The sequence below is a fragment of the Methanosarcina siciliae T4/M genome (genome assembly GCF_000970085.1).
Taxonomy (GTDB): domain Archaea; phylum Halobacteriota; class Methanosarcinia; order Methanosarcinales; family Methanosarcinaceae; genus Methanosarcina; species Methanosarcina siciliae.
Genome location: NZ_CP009506.1, coordinates 221564 through 236492 on the forward strand (window position 1 = coordinate 221564; position 14929 = coordinate 236492).

At 41.2% G+C, this 14929-nt stretch carries 14 protein-coding genes; 3 read left to right on the top strand and 11 right to left on the bottom strand.

Annotation, left to right across the window (positions count from 1 at the left end; genetic code table 11):
* Window positions 1-17: 17 nt before the first annotated feature.
* From MSSIT_RS01030 to MSSIT_RS01045, 4 genes are all read right to left on the bottom strand, one after another.
* Window positions 18-743, bottom strand: coding sequence for a formate dehydrogenase accessory sulfurtransferase FdhD (locus MSSIT_RS01030; RefSeq protein WP_048169273.1), 726 nt, complete (start codon window positions 741-743; stop codon window positions 18-20).
* A 111-nt stretch (window positions 744-854) separates the two neighbouring features.
* Window positions 855-2414, bottom strand: a complete 1560-nt coding sequence (locus MSSIT_RS21005) for a hypothetical protein (RefSeq protein ID WP_052721464.1) — start codon at window positions 2412-2414, stop codon at window positions 855-857.
* A 164-nt stretch (window positions 2415-2578) separates the two neighbouring features.
* Window positions 2579-3505 carry a hypothetical protein gene (locus tag MSSIT_RS01040; protein ID WP_048169276.1) on the bottom strand — a complete coding sequence of 309 codons (927 nt, stop codon included), beginning with the start codon at window positions 3503-3505 and terminating at the stop codon, window positions 2579-2581.
* A gap of 47 nt (window positions 3506-3552) precedes the next feature.
* A complete protein-coding gene (locus MSSIT_RS01045; RefSeq protein ID WP_048169278.1) occupies window positions 3553-4563 on the bottom strand; it encodes a type IV pilin N-terminal domain-containing protein in 1011 nt (336 codons plus the stop codon).
* 301 nt (window positions 4564-4864) lie between these two features.
* Between MSSIT_RS01045 and MSSIT_RS01050 the strand changes: the two genes are divergently transcribed.
* The 3 genes from MSSIT_RS01050 (at window position 4865) to MSSIT_RS01060 (ending at window position 6975) form a co-directional block, all read left to right on the top strand.
* Entirely contained in the window at window positions 4865-5329 is a 465-nt protein-coding gene (locus MSSIT_RS01050; protein WP_048169280.1) for a type IV pilin, read from the top strand.
* A gap of 552 nt (window positions 5330-5881) precedes the next feature.
* Window positions 5882-6415 (top strand): type IV pilin N-terminal domain-containing protein, encoded by a 534-nt coding sequence (locus MSSIT_RS21010; RefSeq protein WP_156157234.1) that lies wholly within the window; start codon window positions 5882-5884, stop codon window positions 6413-6415.
* Between the two features lie 302 nt (window positions 6416-6717).
* Complete coding sequence (locus MSSIT_RS01060) at window positions 6718-6975, top strand: hypothetical protein (protein ID WP_048169282.1); 258 nt, start codon at window positions 6718-6720, stop codon at window positions 6973-6975.
* Window positions 6976-7033: 58 nt separating this feature from the next.
* Here the strand turns inward: MSSIT_RS01060 and MSSIT_RS01065 are convergent, their stop codons facing one another.
* The 7 genes from MSSIT_RS01065 to MSSIT_RS01090 form a co-directional block, all read right to left on the bottom strand.
* Window positions 7034-7951: a DUF7289 family protein gene (locus MSSIT_RS01065; RefSeq protein WP_048169284.1), complete on the bottom strand. Its 918-nt coding sequence runs from the start codon at window positions 7949-7951 to the stop codon at window positions 7034-7036.
* A gap of 28 nt (window positions 7952-7979) precedes the next feature.
* Window positions 7980-8900, bottom strand: coding sequence for a type IV pilin N-terminal domain-containing protein (locus tag MSSIT_RS21555; protein ID WP_082088835.1), 921 nt, complete (start codon window positions 8898-8900; stop codon window positions 7980-7982).
* Between the two features lie 259 nt (window positions 8901-9159).
* A complete protein-coding gene (locus MSSIT_RS25170) occupies window positions 9160-9264 on the bottom strand; it encodes a type IV pilin (protein WP_148706155.1) in 105 nt (34 codons plus the stop codon).
* Window positions 9265-9301: 37 nt separating this feature from the next.
* Entirely contained in the window at window positions 9302-11290 is a 1989-nt protein-coding gene (locus MSSIT_RS01075; RefSeq protein ID WP_048169287.1) for a type II secretion system F family protein, read from the bottom strand.
* Between the two features lie 24 nt (window positions 11291-11314).
* Window positions 11315-12976 (bottom strand): type II/IV secretion system ATPase subunit, encoded by a 1662-nt coding sequence (locus tag MSSIT_RS01080; RefSeq protein WP_048174408.1) that lies wholly within the window; start codon window positions 12974-12976, stop codon window positions 11315-11317.
* A 326-nt stretch (window positions 12977-13302) separates the two neighbouring features.
* Window positions 13303-13617 (bottom strand): ATPase domain-containing protein, encoded by a 315-nt coding sequence (locus tag MSSIT_RS01085; RefSeq protein WP_197080319.1) that lies wholly within the window; start codon window positions 13615-13617, stop codon window positions 13303-13305.
* Between the two features lie 102 nt (window positions 13618-13719).
* Window positions 13720-14901 (bottom strand): cysteine desulfurase, encoded by a 1182-nt coding sequence (locus MSSIT_RS01090; RefSeq protein WP_048169291.1) that lies wholly within the window; start codon window positions 14899-14901, stop codon window positions 13720-13722.
* Between the last annotated feature and the right edge of the window lie 28 nt (window positions 14902-14929).

Sequence of the window (14929 nt, forward strand, 5' to 3'; positions counted from 1 at the left end):
TTTAAGTTTTAAGCTCTTTATTTTGTTGTTTTGATCCTCCACTCCCCTGCAAAGACCAGCATTGCTTCAGGTCTGAGCTGCCCGACAAGGCACATGTTTGCTTTTTTTGCAGCCTTCACTCCAGAGTCAAACGGCATGGCTTTGGTGGCAACAAGGGAAATTCCTGCCCTAGCTGCTTTTGTTACCATGTAGGCAGGTTGCCTGCCTGTGGAAAGCATGTAGTGCTGTGAAAGGTCGAGTCCCCGGAGGAAGGCGGCTCCAACTACCTTGTCTACGGCGTTGTGTCGGCCTATATCAACAATCTGGACTGCGAGTTTTCCTTTTTTGTCTATAAGGGCGGCAAGATGGGTGCCTCTGGTAAGTTTGTAAGTCTCGGATTCAAGGTGTCCTGTGCCTGCAAAAATGGCTTCTGGATCAAAAACAGTATCTGCCTCTATGTAAATCTCTGCCGGGGCTGGCTCATCACGAGGAGGGGAGCTTTTCTTTTTAGTCAGGATATGGACTTCATCACCCTCCACTTCAATCCCTGCAATCTCTCCGTACCTGACAGCTCCTTCAGTGATCAGATGCCCTACTGCAAGCTCTTTAAGCTCGAAAGGAGAGGCAAAAAGGGTTGTAAAAGCTTTCCCGTCCAGAAAAAGTTTGACAGGGCATTCCCTTGCAAGCAATACTTCCGTATCTTCTACCCTGCCGTCGGAATGGATTCTTTTTGCAGGGTAAGGAGTGGTGTATCTCTCAGGCATTTTTGGTCTGAATTTTGATATGTTTTTCAGATTTATTATTTCATTGATAGCGGTTCATTTTTTATTGCCTGTTTAGCTTTTGAATGTCCCTTCAATTTCTTCTTTCTACTTTTAACTGCTTACAATTTCATAGTCTGCACTGCAGTCAAAGTATGTATTTCCTGAGTTAAAATCAATTCTCAGAAACTCATTATTGGTAGGTGATGGTCCTATATTGTATAGATTAACTGCAGAGTCATTTTCCGGCCACCAGCCAATAAGGCTTACCCCATCAACCTGGAATTGAGTTCCAGATGAATATGAAGGAAGTAAATATGTTAAAGTCGATTCATAGTCTGTATAATCCTTCACATATATCCCAGTGACTTTTCCCTGATCCACGTATTCCCCATCAATATACATCTTAACATTAAAATTGAAGTCGGTGATCTGGTTGTTGCTCATATCTGCAGTTCCGGATGTCTGGTCTCCATCTATTATGAGCTTTACAATGTCATTATTTTTAAATTTATTTTCGGAGCCATTAATTTTAATCCAATAATAGTTATTATTTCCGCTATTTCCATTATTTTTGAATTGGATGTAAGTTCCCGAAGAGATAACTCCTCCAATTCCAGGTTTATTCAATATAATGCTGTTTCCATGAATTAATTCTTCTTCGGGTTCATCCTCCTCTTCTTCAGATCCATCCTCTTCTTCGCCGGACTCAGAACCGTCGACTTCTCCCTCTTTCAGACTGCCTCCTGCCCCCAGTTCTGCTTCAATCACAGACTTGCTGATACAGAGCCTCTCAAGAGTTTTATTACTGCCGGGCAGGAAAGAAAAGTATACGGTGTCTGAACCTATTTTATCAAGCGCATAATCCGTGCCGTATTCAAGACCTGCATTTTTTGAGGTTTCGTTGAGGTAGGAGATCCAGGCATCCGGGTATCCGGTGAGAATTGTGCAGGTGAAAGAGTCGATTCCTTCTGAATCATTGCTGTCATATATAGGGATTGCATAAAGTCCTGTCAGCCTCAAAGAAGCATCGGTGTTAGAAGAGATGCTGTCAGGTTCTCCTGTAATTTTGATCGCATTGATCGAAACTGTATAGTTATCTTCATCAGTGTGTTTTATATTGAATGAGGGAAACTGCCTCATCAATGATCTGCCTTTTTGGGAAAGGATAAGGGCTCCGTTTTCATATCTAAAAACCTGGTTTATATACTCTCTGTTGTTCGAATAATAGGTAATCCCTCCACAGTCCACTATTTGATGGGAGGCTGAGATCGAAGATTTTTCTGGAATTATGGTCATTCTGCAATATTCTCTATTTAATGAAAGTGTTCCGCTTGATTTTGATGGTTCCAGAATGGGGATCTCTCCTCCCCCCATACTAAACGAAATAGTTACTGGAAATCTATTTTCTGAATAATTAAAGTCTGAAGAAGTAAAGAGGGATACCATATCTACAGTTGATTTGAGTTCGGCCATATCGTTCTGGACTTCACTCATATGTGATTGTTCTGCATCAGTCTTCCATGCCGGAACATATTCAATCCTGACAACTGCAAGTACTGTAAATATGATACTCAGCAGCAAGACTGCCGCAATTACGGTAGCTCCTGCAGATTCCGAGTTGAAGAGGCTTTTTCTGGCCTTTTCCCTGCTTTTGTTTTTTCCGGTCGTCATAGCGGAACATCACATAATTTTTTATTTACTATGTTTCAGATATTGAACCTTAAATTTCCGTTTTTTCATTTTTCTGTCTTTTAATTCTTTATGCTGAAAGCTAAAAACTCTGGTTTATTTTATTCTTCAATTTAGTCTGTTATTTGGACCAATAATTAAAAAGTTCAGTTTAAACCATTTATCAGCTCTGCACTAACTGCAGTCTTGCTAACATAAAGCCTTTTGAGGTTTTTGTCGCTTCCATTTTCAGGGAATGAGAAGTATAGATAGTCGTTTTCTATAAGGTCAAGGGTGTAATCTTTATTTTTCTCAAGCCCGGCCCCTTTCATCATTTCGTCAAAATACGCTTCCCAGGCATCCGGATGGGCTGTGTATATTTTCAACATGAAAAAGTCTACATTTTCATACTCATTACTGTCATAGAAAGGGGTAAATGAACATTTTTTCAGATAAACAGAACAGTCAGATCTTGATGAAAGGGTATCTTCCAAGCCCTGTATCTCAATTGCATTTATCGAGAAACTGTAATTCCCATCTGAAACTTCGGAGACAAACATCATTGGATACAGTTTCATTACCGATTGCTCTTTTTGCGCAAGAATCAAGGCTCCGTTTTCATACTTGAATATCTGGTCAACATAATAATTATTATTAGAACTATAGGAAATGGTGCCACAGTTTATAATTTTTTCACTGTCGTTTGCAGGATTGATTGCCATTTTGCATGTATCAGTATTTATGGAAACCGTCCCGCTGAACTTTGAATAATCGGTAAACGGCATTTCCATGCTTCCGGTGTGAAGAGGCATTGTTATCCTGATTTTTGGGGAAGAGGAATCCGGGTCTGACATCAGGAGTATTGTGGTTCTGTCTATTTTAGATTTGAGTTCTGTCAAGTCTTCCCATATACTGGATACGTGAGAATATTCTGCGTCAGTTTTCCATTCTGGAACATATCCGAGATGGATCACGGAAAAAACTGAAAATATTATCCCTAAAAGTAAAATAGCTGCAATAGCTGTAGATGCAGCAGAATCAGATCGATAAAAAGAATCCTTGCCGAATTTTAGTGCGATGCTCTTTCTATCCATGTTTCCCTCATTTTCCTGCCCATCTCCTTTCTTTTGTGTGTTTATTCTTATTCGACGTGGATTCCCAGGAAGTCTATCCATGAGGTTTTATCGGCTTTTTTGTCTGCATGTGTGACAGCAACTATCCTTACCTTGAATGCCTCAATTTCTTCAATATTTTCCACATAGGAAGTAAGATCTATGTAATAAGGTTCGAAATTTTCATTGTACTCCGGCATGTTTTGTTCGACTCTTATCCATTCGGGGTTTTCTTCAGAGTCGTCAACACTGATGTCAAGTGCAATATATTCGTAATTTTTATCGTGCACGCTGTATACTATTTTTAAGGTTACGTTGCTGAATGGTTCTGTAAGTCCTTCCTCATCTACGTCGATGTCAAAATCGAATACCTGGGCTGTGGAGTTAGGGTTTCCATCTTTTTTATTCGGGGCATAATAAGTGGTAAAAATCCCATCTCCGATCTCATTAATCGCTTCTGTAGATATCCATCCTTCGGAAGTATCATCTGCTGTTCCATTCGGATAAGGAGTTATCCAGTATCTGTCGGTATCATCAGTATCATCAGAAATTTCGCTTTCTTCGCCTCCGCTCTGGAGCATAACTCTCTGGATTAGCTGATCTGATTCGGTGTCTACAAAGTACATATCGATTGTGTCCGTACTCTTCAGGTCTATCCCTCTGCTAAGGTTAGTATCGATTACAATGTAATCCCCGGTCATCAGGACATTATTTGTGGCGTCGTAACTAACGCTGGGGTCGGAAGACAACTCATATTCTTCCTGTTGCCCGTTAATATTGAGAACAATCTTCGCATCTTTCAGATCAATAGCTTCTCCCCCTTTATGGAAGATCTGCACGGTATTCGCATCCGTGTCGATTCTTTCTTGCAGGTCAGCCTTTGGCGTGTGAGGCGGATTTATATTTACCTCGTCCGAAAATATGATCACGGCTATTGAAGAAAAAGCCAACACAACTATGACCAACATGAGCACCTGTCCCATTACCTCTGAAACTGCCTGGCAGTCCTTCCCAAGTGCCCCGTTTTTTTTATCCTCCACGACAACAGTCACCTTTTCTAATTTTCTTGCTTAACTATCTAAATATTATGGATTGGATATTAACTTGACTATCTAAATATAATTCATTAAGTCCATTGAGGTCTTTGGGAATATTTATGAAAAATAAGTGAGATAATCACTTAATAATCTACTGAAGTGTCAGCAAAAATTTATATACGAATGAAGAATATCTTTAAAAGCAGTTATAAAAATTAGTAATTGTTGATGTGTATATTCAAGTGTTAAAATTCGGACAGACTGTCCTGTCTGGATGTCTTTAACTCAGGAGGGAGAATCATATATGGATCTCAAAAAAATATTTAATGATAATAAGGCAGTGTCCCCAGTTATCGGTGTCGTGCTGATGGTTGCAATTACTGTCATCCTCGCTGCTGCAATCGGTTCCTCTGTCTTTGGCCAGGGCCCCGCCAAATCTGCACCGCAGGCTAACATAGATATTAAAGCAGTTAACGCCTCAGATCCCGGGTATATAAAGTTTGAACACCTTGGTGGTGAGCCTATTTATTTCAATGAAAACTCCACCACTAAGGTTATGGCAGCTCTTGATGGTACATCTGTAGAAATTGATGCTACTGGTCTTGGCACATTAGATGTGGGTGATATGGTCACAATCGGGTTGAATGATGCTTCGAATAATACCTCTGCTGCATTCAGTGGCGGTCCTTCTTCCGGTGACACTGTCAATATCAAAATTATAGATGTCCAAACCAAGCAGCTTATCTGTGACACGGATGTAAGATTCTAAATTAAATCTCAAGCACCTTAAAAAGTTGCTTTTTTCTTTTTTATATCCACATCTTACTAAGGTCGAATTACATTCGTATTGAGTTTGTTGGAAACTCCTTATTTAAAGTTTAATTTTATTGTAAAGTAATCATACTAAATATTTGTATTTTTCAACTTCCTAACTGTATGTATCCTCTTACTTGAAATATGTCGATTTATTTTCAATTCTTTCGGATAATAAACCTGCCAAATAAATATCTCTTATAAGAATTATTTACAAAACAGTCTACTTTTATTTATATTGTTTACTTCTTCCGGGGCTTGGTTTGTTTTTTCACACTGTTTCCCCGCCCGAATTAGCTATATATATCTTTTTCTATAGTTGTAGATTATAACTATCTTCATTATTTTATCTTGTGTTCTAAAAGGGAAATTGTATAATCTTGATCCTGAAAGAGAGAAGTTTGTAACTACTAATTAGGTTAGTTTGTCCACTCCCTCCTTTAAAGGTCAGTATTTTTTCCTTTTGCAGAAGAAGGCAAAGCCTGAAAATTATTCAGGGGGATTTACTTTGAATATACTTGAAAAACTCATCAAGGATTACGTAGGGGTCTCATCTGTCATGGCTGAGGTTCTTCTTGCAGGGATTGTTGTTATTGCATTTGGTTCGCTATTCGTAATTATAACTTCCATTGACAAGCCGGTTGATTCTCCCAGGGTTTTGGCAGAAGAATGGATAGATGCACCTTCTGATACTATTTTCCTGCGCCACGCTGGAGGAGAACCGATCGATACTAAAGACATGAAGATCAATGTCCAGATAAATGGTACCACTTATGTATATTCTCCTTCTAATATTTCTAAAAATTTAGGTGGGAAAGGTTTCTGGGAACTGGCAGATGTTATTCAAATAAATACTAGCCAGGAATGGGGTATCGGCATCGCAAATGATGAAGATATAAATGTAAAATTAGTTGATACGCGTTCAAAGGAAGTACTTCCCAAATATAGAATTGGCTTCTCACCAGAGTCTTCTGCCAGTTCACCTGAAGATGATGTGTCTGAGGACAATGTACCTGAAGATGATGTGTCCTTGAGATTATAGACGATACAGTAGTTCCACAGGAGGACTTCATCAGCAGTTTTAAGATGCTTGGAGCTCACATAAATATCAATATCATGGACATACGTATATCAGGATGGTAACAACAGGATGGTAACTTCTCGGTTGAAGGTCGGAGATGAAGCATTTGATCCCCGGGGAGATTATAATTTGTCGGTGACCCGCAACCTCAATGGACATGATACGGATTCTTGGATTCTTCCAGACACCGATCGTTCTACGAGTTATTCTCCAAATTTAAAAGTACTCAGGAATGGTGATGCCATCCCTTAAATTCCGGGGCTATGGATCAGGATTCAATTGAAGATTATTTACGGGATTATATTGATGAAAATGATAAGATCATACTGGAGGAAAATGAGGTTATTTTCCTGTTTGAACTGAAAATAACCGACATCCATATTTCTGCGGCCGATTCTTTTTCGGTTTCAGTTTTCAGATTTGATATAGTGAACATTTGGAAAATGAAGGCTTCTTATATTCTTAAAAATGGACATGCACTACCAAAGGTTTCTTTTCTCTTTAGTTTTGGATGGCTGTAAGTACTTATACTAGGTTAATACCCTGTTGCTTACAGCAGGCTTGCCAGTGCAACTTTGACTAAATCCCCGTTTCTACTTTTATCGCGGCTTTGTAGATGTTAACATATAGGTCTTCATCTTCAGGGGAGAGAGATAGGGTAACTGTGTAGGTGCCGTTGGTAATGTTGTAATCAGTACCTTTCTGGAGATTGACTTCTCTGGCTGAATTTTCGAAATATCTTTCCCAAGCTTCCTGGTTTCCCGTATAGACCGTGAGATTGGCCGAGGTTATGTTGAAAAATTGTTCTATCCCTGTAAGGTCGAAAAGGGGAGTAAAATATTCGGATGTAAGCCTTATGTCTTCAATGCTGTTGCTTGCCATGACCCTTTGGTTTCCATCAAGAGTTACAGCTCTTACGGAAAGATTTACCGAGCCCGTATCTCTTTCAAGCACTATTCCCGGGGACAATTTCATCATCGACCTACCGTTTCTGGATATTATGAGAGCTCCGTTTTCATAGCAATAAGTCTCGTCCACGTAATGGCTATTTGTCGGATGGTAAGTGACCGTACCTGTGTAAAAGAGACTTGTTCCGCTGTTATACTCGGTGGTTGCATTGTCTGTCGTGATAATTATAGAAAGCCCCGATATTTCATTATTTACAGCAAGGGTACCCCCTGTTGTTGTGCCGCCTATGAAGGGAACGTCACTTCCTCCTACCCGGATCGGACTGTTCAGGACAATTCTTGCATCAGGATTTATTTCAATCCCGGCAGCAAGAATATCAACATTAGATTTAAGTCTGGACATATCCTGCCAGACGTTTGACATGTGAGCGTATTCTGCGTCTTCTTTCCAGACAGGCACGTAATTGAGCTGAATTGTTGTCATCGTGGCAACTATTATTCCAAGCAGAAGGGCTGCGGCAACAGCGGAGGAAACTCCATATTCGGAACTGCAAAAAGAAGAGATTGTTTCAAAGAACCTATTTTTCATCTTTTTACCTTTTCCTGCTTTTTAATTTTTAACTTACATACAATGCCGTGTAATCCACATGGAGATTTGTGGTGCTTGCACCGGCGTTTCCCGTAGCAACCAGCTGTATTTTTAAGTTTTCGAGATCCGTGGTGTTATTTATATATGAGGATAGGTCCGTGGAGTAAGCTGTAAATGAGGTATGTTCAGGGAGATTCTGTTGTTGCCAGGTTCCTGAGCTTTCGTCCCATAACTTCAATTTTATTTGTTCACATGTGTTATTATTCCCGCTGTAGACGAGCTTCAGGGTCACAGAAGTAATATTTTCCCTCCATATGGCAGCACTTAATCCAAAATTAAATTCTTCATATGTGTTGTCGTTTTGACTTACAGGTGGATGGTAGCTGGTATACAATCCATCGTTTTCTTTCTGGACATGGAGGAGGATTGCTGAACCGCCTTCGGAAGTGTCAACTGCTGAGCCTTGAGGTGTATGCCAACCGGAATTCGCACTTTCTTTGGTGGAAAGCCGAAGGTTCTGAAACACTTTTCTGGAAGGCCTATCTATCAGGTATACGTTTATCTCATCTTCATCTTTTATATCTACATTCCATTCGCTGTCGGTATTGATCTCTATTCTATCCCCCAGTTCCCAGCTGCTTTTATTCCCGAGATTTGCATAAATCTGGGGCGAGGAATAAGTGTATCGGTTTCCATTGATGTTTATTGCAATTTCAAGGGCTTCGGTCTCGATAAATTCTCCCCCGTTATGTTCTAAGTAGATTGTATCGATTCGAGAATCTGTCCATTCTTTCACATGGGTGTGGGGTACGTCAGCAGCTCCATCATATGAAAATATGAAAACTGCAATTGAACTTATGAAGATTACCGCAATTGTCGTCATAAGAACTTCTCCCACAACATCCGAAACTGCAGTGCATTTTTTCATGAGTTCTTTTATACCAGGCAAAACCGATCCCTCTCTTTGAACTCTTTTTCTCTAACCCAGTTCTTTCATCATCATCTGTTTTTTTCAAAGATCACTCTATCTATATGGTAAGTTGGTCTATATATACACATTAGTCCCCATTTATCTCACAGTATTCAATTCTTTCTTTGAATTTTGAAAGTTTTTCTGCATTATGAATGTAATTGGTGATGTCATAGTATTCGATATCAAAATCATCGGTTTCTTTCGGCAAATTTGTGAGGTAAACCCATCGATCTGGCTAGTCCAGAGAGAAAAAGGATATGCTGAGGATGCTGAGCATGATAATTACTATACCTGTAAGGAGTACGACTCCCATTACTTCTGAAACCGCAGTTTCTTTTATAGTGCTTGTTCCGGGAGTTTTTTTGCATAAAAAAACCTTAAACGAACATTGTAAAAACTATGTAAGTAATTATCATCATACTGACGCTGTACTTCAGGCCCATATACACCGAACCCTGCCCCATCTTCCCGGCAATGAGCCCGGAAGTAAAGGCCTGGACAAGGGCTGAATGGTACATAAGCATCGTATACTCCTCTACGTTGAAGTAACCGTTTCCGATCCCTCCGTATCCCATCCCCTGAGAAGAGTTTTTAAATGAGGCACTTTCGGGGAAAAAGTACACTACCAGTATATAAACTATGAAAAGGAAGACAAAGAAAGTAACGTAGATGGTGACGACGTAGACGACTATTTCTGAAGAACGTTCTTCTTTTAACCTTTCTTCGCTCTTGACCTGTTCTGAGGTAATGGAGAGCACATTTTTAATGTCACTTGTGGATTCGTTTGCTTTTATGAGAGTATGGAGAATCCGGCTGGATGTTGCTGTCCTTATGTTATTTTCCAGTTTCATCAGGGCTCTTGAAGTTGAAGTTCCCCATGAGAGGTCTTCATTCAGCTTTTTTAGTTCTTTGCTGAGGATTCCCATCTTGGATTCTGCCATTATTTTTAGGGAATTCGAGAGCAAGATCCCTGAATCGTTCATGCTTGAGAGGTTTCTCAACAGGTCAGGCATTCTTTCATCGATCTTTCGCATCCTCCATGCCCTGATTTCGTAAAATATGATAAAGGGGATGAGTGCGATTACGATGAAGATGACCAGGTAATCGTCAATAGAGCTGATCAACTGGACGCTGCTGTCACTGATGTGTGCAAAATTAGGGTTCCAGTGGTAACTAAAATTAATACTGTCTTTAAGAGTTTTCGGAAGATGGGTAAGATAGTAAAGCCCGAGAGGAACCCCAAAAAAGAAGGTGTACCTGGGTTCGTTACGGATAGTTTTGTACGGGTTCAAAACAAGGTTCTTGATATTGTAAAGCTGCCTGTAAAGCTTTAACCTTTTGTCTCTCTTTTCCTCCTCTTCTTCACTGAGTTCAGAGCTGAGTTCCGGGATATCGTAAAGGTTTATGGGATACCCGGGAACACTGCCCTTTTCCGGACTCATGGAGAGTTCTCCCACTGTATCGAGAAGTACGATAAAGAGCAGGGTTGCAAGGGGTATTATGACATAAATCAGCATGTAAAGGATCTGGACTGAGGCCTGCCTGAAAAATTGCAGCACTACGAGGGTCGTCATTATGAATAACGGGCCTGCAACAAGCACGGTCACATAGACTTCTGCAAGGACGTCCAGTCTCTTTAACAGGTTGCGGTTTGCAAGCTCTGCCATTTCCTGATACTGCTCTGATTTATTCTTTATGTAATCGGTTATGGCTTCCCCGCTTGAAACGAGGATCAGGCCGTCAACAAAATCTTTGAACCGCTCAGAAGGGGTGCGTTCCTTTGCTTCTTTAAGGGCCGTTATAAAGTCCTTTCCCAGGTAGTCCATGTCCCGCACAATATAGGAGATTTCTTCCGCGCTTGTGCCAAAGATATGGGTATAACTGCTCAGGGACCTGAAAACATCATATATTGACATGCCTCCATTGGTAAGGGCATACATGTATGTTACCGCCGGCAGCATGGACTTATCTATACAGGCATGTCGGATATCTGCCTGGAGATAAGGGTAGATGTATATCATCCCAAAGACGATAAGAAAACTTATAACGAATACCAAAAGGGCGACTAATATCACAAGCAAGTAAAGGTATTCTTCTGCAAAGCCTGCTCTTGTGGAATCCACAAAAAGGTTGAGGCGAGAGAGTGGGTCTCCTAAAGTTTTCAGTCCCAGCCATAACCCGAAGATCCCTCCTATTATACCTGCGAAGAGCGAGTACATGAAGGCTGAAGCCAGGTACTGGTCCACTGACATTGGAATATGGGAGTGTCGTATCCTTACTTTGAGCTCCTGGAAACTTTCTTTATTTTTATAAAAAAAGTCTCCGAAAATCCTGTATGCCAGTTCGTCCGCTGAAGTGTAAGTCATGCTCCCCTCTTAAGCAATCATATCCTATATCATACTGCGCAGGGTATCGTTTTCTATAGCTTCCAGAACCATCTTCGGATAACTCTGATATGTCTGCACAACAAGAGATACCTGGATGTAGCTCCTCATATTTTTCTCATAGAGGTAAGTGAGGATCTTTCTCCGGTTCTCTATCTCACTTCTTAACTGGCCTGTATCCCATCCTCTGACATGCATGATCTCCTGCATGAGATATGAATCCCCAACTTTCAGGAAACTGTCTTCGGAAGGTTCCCAGTTGAAAAGCTCATTTATGCCCAGGTCTCCTGTTTCAGGGTCAACGTTAATGACTTCTACAAGGCTACTTGTCCTCCTTACCCTTTTTTCTTCGATGTACACCTGTTCCTGGATACATAGTACGTCAAGCGACTGGAGCATAAGCTGAGGTACATTTATGGGTTCGTGGGTAAGCCTGTTTATAACTGTCCGCACATCTCCTGCGTGCATTGTTGAGCTTGTTGCATGCCCTGTTGACATTGCCTGGAAAAGCGTAAGAGCTTCACTGCCTCTGACTTCACCTACAATGATGAAATCCGGGCGCTGTCTCAGGGCCGCTTTTAAAAGGTCAAACATGGAAACTTCCCCTGTAGCTTCCGAGGCAAAGCTTTCCCTTGCAATACCCGGGACCCAGTTGTTGTGATAGAGCAAGAGTTCCCTTGTATCTTCTATGGAAACTATCTTGGCTGTGGAAGGCATGAAAAGGGAAGTGGCGTTAAGCATTGAGGTTTTTCCTGAAGCCGTCCCCCCTGCAAAAAGCATATTGTAACCGTTTTCAATGACCATCCATAAGTATACCAGCATTTCCATATCACATGTCTTAAAGCCGAGCAGGTCGATGGGTGTTATCGGATCTTTTCTAAACTTGCGGATAGTAAACGAACTGCCGCGAGGGGTGATTTCCCTCCCTAACATAGCCTGAAGCCTTGACCCGTCCTGGATTGTTGCATCAACGATTGGATGGCTGACAGATATATGCTTGTTATTCATCTGGCACATCTTGATTACGAGGGAGTCGAGTTCTTCTTCTTCAAAAAAAATATTACTTTCAATGTTGAGATACCTCGTATGGTAAATATAGAGCGGAATTCCGACACCATCGCATGATACGTCTTCAATATAAGGATCATAAAAAAGAGGATTGATTTTTTCGTAGCCGAGCATGTTCCTTCTGAGGTAATACGTTATCCTGTGGATGGCTGAGGAAGAAACTTCAGCTTTGTAACGTTCGAGAAGTAAAAGAGTTTTGTCTACAAGGAGCGCGTCTTTTTCTATTTTAGATGTTGTAGGGTTCAAAATCAGGATGTCCTGAAAATCCTCATAAATTCTTTCAAGTACTTCTTTCTCAAATTTTGTGAGGGCAGGTTCAATAAGCTTGTAGTACCTTGTTCTACGGTCTTCGAGGATTGATACAAGGGCATAAGGCTCCTGGAGCCAGTACCTTTCTATTTCCTTCATTCCTCCGGGTACTTCAAACTCTACAAGCGGTCCGTCTTCTTCCGGGTCGTATGCCGGCATACTTCTCAAAGGCTTGTCAAAATAACTCTTAGCCCTTTTCAGTATATCTGAGATGGAGTTACTATCGCCTGTTTTTCCGAATAACCCCGAAATAAAACTTTTCTTTTCCGAGATTTCTGTCACTTCATCCATACTCTCACCTTCAGATTTCTCCTTAAGCTGTATAGGGCCAAACATATTATAAAATATTCCTATGATGTGTCCATATCTTTATGGATTTTGAAATTAAGTTATCTCTCATAAAAAACAGTTAATCTTTCTTTCAAGCATTTTTCACTTAATTAGATTATTTTTAGCTAAATTTTATTATATTGTAAATGCTCATTTTTCTTCTAAAGAAGTCTGGTTTTAATTTAAATGAAGTTTTTGGAGACAGTTTTAATAATTCCTATGCTGTCATCGCTGTTCTTAGAGCCATTATTAGCGCCCGTAAATAATTCAAATTTGTTCTCAAAACCCTATATGCCTTTTATCCCCGAAGGAGTAAATTCAAAGAAGAGCGTTTCGCTAGAAATCGCCATCCTCCTCATTTTTGTAACCGTAAGCAAATGTAACATTTTTTCGTTTGCGGCATCTTCCTCGCGTTTCAACCCTATTTTTCCGAATACGAGATAATCTGCAAAACCCCGGTACTGGTGGTGGTCACGGTCGTCCATAAGAAAAAGTGAAGTGTAACCATACCTTGCCAGGATACTGTAAATATCATCAAATTTGTTGAGGACTTCACCCACTACACAAGTTCGGGCAGCTTTCAGGACTAAGGATACATGCAATTTCGGGTACAGAGCAGTTCAGGATATGGATAATTACGGGATACTTTCAGAATACATGTATTTCTATAATACAGGTATTTCCGGGGTCTACAATATAATTTTTCAGAACACCAGGGCTTTGAGCGAGTTGACGGCATTTACAAGTATATCTACTTCTTCTTCGGTGTTATAGAGTGCAAAAGATGCCCTGGCAGTGCTTTCCACTTCCAGGAAGCGGGTAACAGGAATTGCACAGTGGTGCCCGCTTCGGATGCAAATTTTCTTTGTCTGGTCGAGGATCAGGGCAACATCATGAGCATGCAGTCCTTTCACATTAAATGGTACGGTTCCTGCCCGGTTTTCAGGCCCGTAAACCTCTACATGTTCGAGTTCGGAGAGTCTCTTTGCAGCTTCCCGGGAGAGTTTCGCTTCGTGCTTTTCAATCTCGGAAACTCCTATTTTTTCCACATACTCTACTGCTCTCCCAAGCCCTATGACCCCCGGGATGTTCGGAGTCCCGGCTTCAAAACAGGCAGGGGACGGTTCAAGCATGTATGTAAGTCCGCTGACGTCCGAAACCGTTCCCCCTCCTACTGAGGCGCTTTCAAGCACCTCTGGATGTCTGATGTAGAGTATACCGGTACCCTGCGGACCGAGCAGCCCTTTGTGTCCGGCAGTTGCAAAAAAATCACATCCGAGCGTTTTCAGATCCACTGGAATATGGCCTGCAGACTGAGCGCCGTCGATCAGGACTTTAACTTCGTTTCTGTGGGCAAGTTTCGTAATCCTTATGACATCCTGGACAGAGCCGAAAACGTTTGAGATATGCGTTACAGCAATGAGTTTTGTCCTGTCAGTGAGGGCATTTTCTATCACCTGGGGATCAATTATGCCTCTACGGTCCGGGCTTACAACCGTTACATTTACTCCTTTCTTCTGCAGGCGCAGCCAGGGAAGGAGGTTTGAATGGTGCTCGAGCATGGTTGTAACAATGTGGTCACCTGCTTCCCAGGGGTAACTGTTTGCAACAAGGTTGATCCCTTCGGTCGTATTTTTCGTAAACACGGTCTTCGAAGGCTCTGCATTCAGGAAATGGGCAACAGTTTCCCGCGCATCTTCATAGCGGTTTGTTGTTTCCCTTGCAAGGCGGTGTGCTCCTCTCCCGTGGTTGCCAGCATATTTATAAAAATATTCTACCATGGCTTCAACAGCCGGAATCGGGGTCTGGGTGGTTGCCGTGCTGTCGAGATACACGACTTTTTTTAGAACAGGAAAATCTTCACGGACCGCATATACATCATACATGCTTCCCTTCTAGGAATGAGATCTAAAA

Bases quoted from the DNA above. Each gene is read 5' to 3' on its own strand.
- MSSIT_RS01075 (WP_048169287.1), bottom strand. From the start codon at position 11,290: ATGACTTACACTTCAGCGGACGAACTGGCATACAGGATTTTCGGAGAC.
- MSSIT_RS01050 (WP_048169280.1), top strand. From the start codon at position 4,865: ATGGATCTCAAAAAAATATTTAATGATAATAAGGCAGTGTCCCCAGTT.
- MSSIT_RS01040 (WP_048169276.1), bottom strand. From the start codon at position 3,505: ATGGATAGAAAGAGCATCGCACTAAAATTCGGCAAGGATTCTTTTTAT.
- MSSIT_RS01065 (WP_048169284.1), bottom strand. From the start codon at position 7,951: ATGAAAAATAGGTTCTTTGAAACAATCTCTTCTTTTTGCAGTTCCGAA.
- MSSIT_RS21005 (WP_052721464.1), bottom strand. From the start codon at position 2,414: ATGACGACCGGAAAAAACAAAAGCAGGGAAAAGGCCAGAAAAAGCCTC.
- MSSIT_RS01060 (WP_048169282.1), top strand. From the start codon at position 6,718: ATGGATCAGGATTCAATTGAAGATTATTTACGGGATTATATTGATGAA.
- MSSIT_RS01090 (WP_048169291.1), bottom strand. From the start codon at position 14,901: ATGTATGATGTATATGCGGTCCGTGAAGATTTTCCTGTTCTAAAAAAA.
- MSSIT_RS01030 (WP_048169273.1), bottom strand. From the start codon at position 743: ATGCCTGAGAGATACACCACTCCTTACCCTGCAAAAAGAATCCATTCC.
- MSSIT_RS01080 (WP_048174408.1), bottom strand. From the start codon at position 12,976: ATGGATGAAGTGACAGAAATCTCGGAAAAGAAAAGTTTTATTTCGGGG.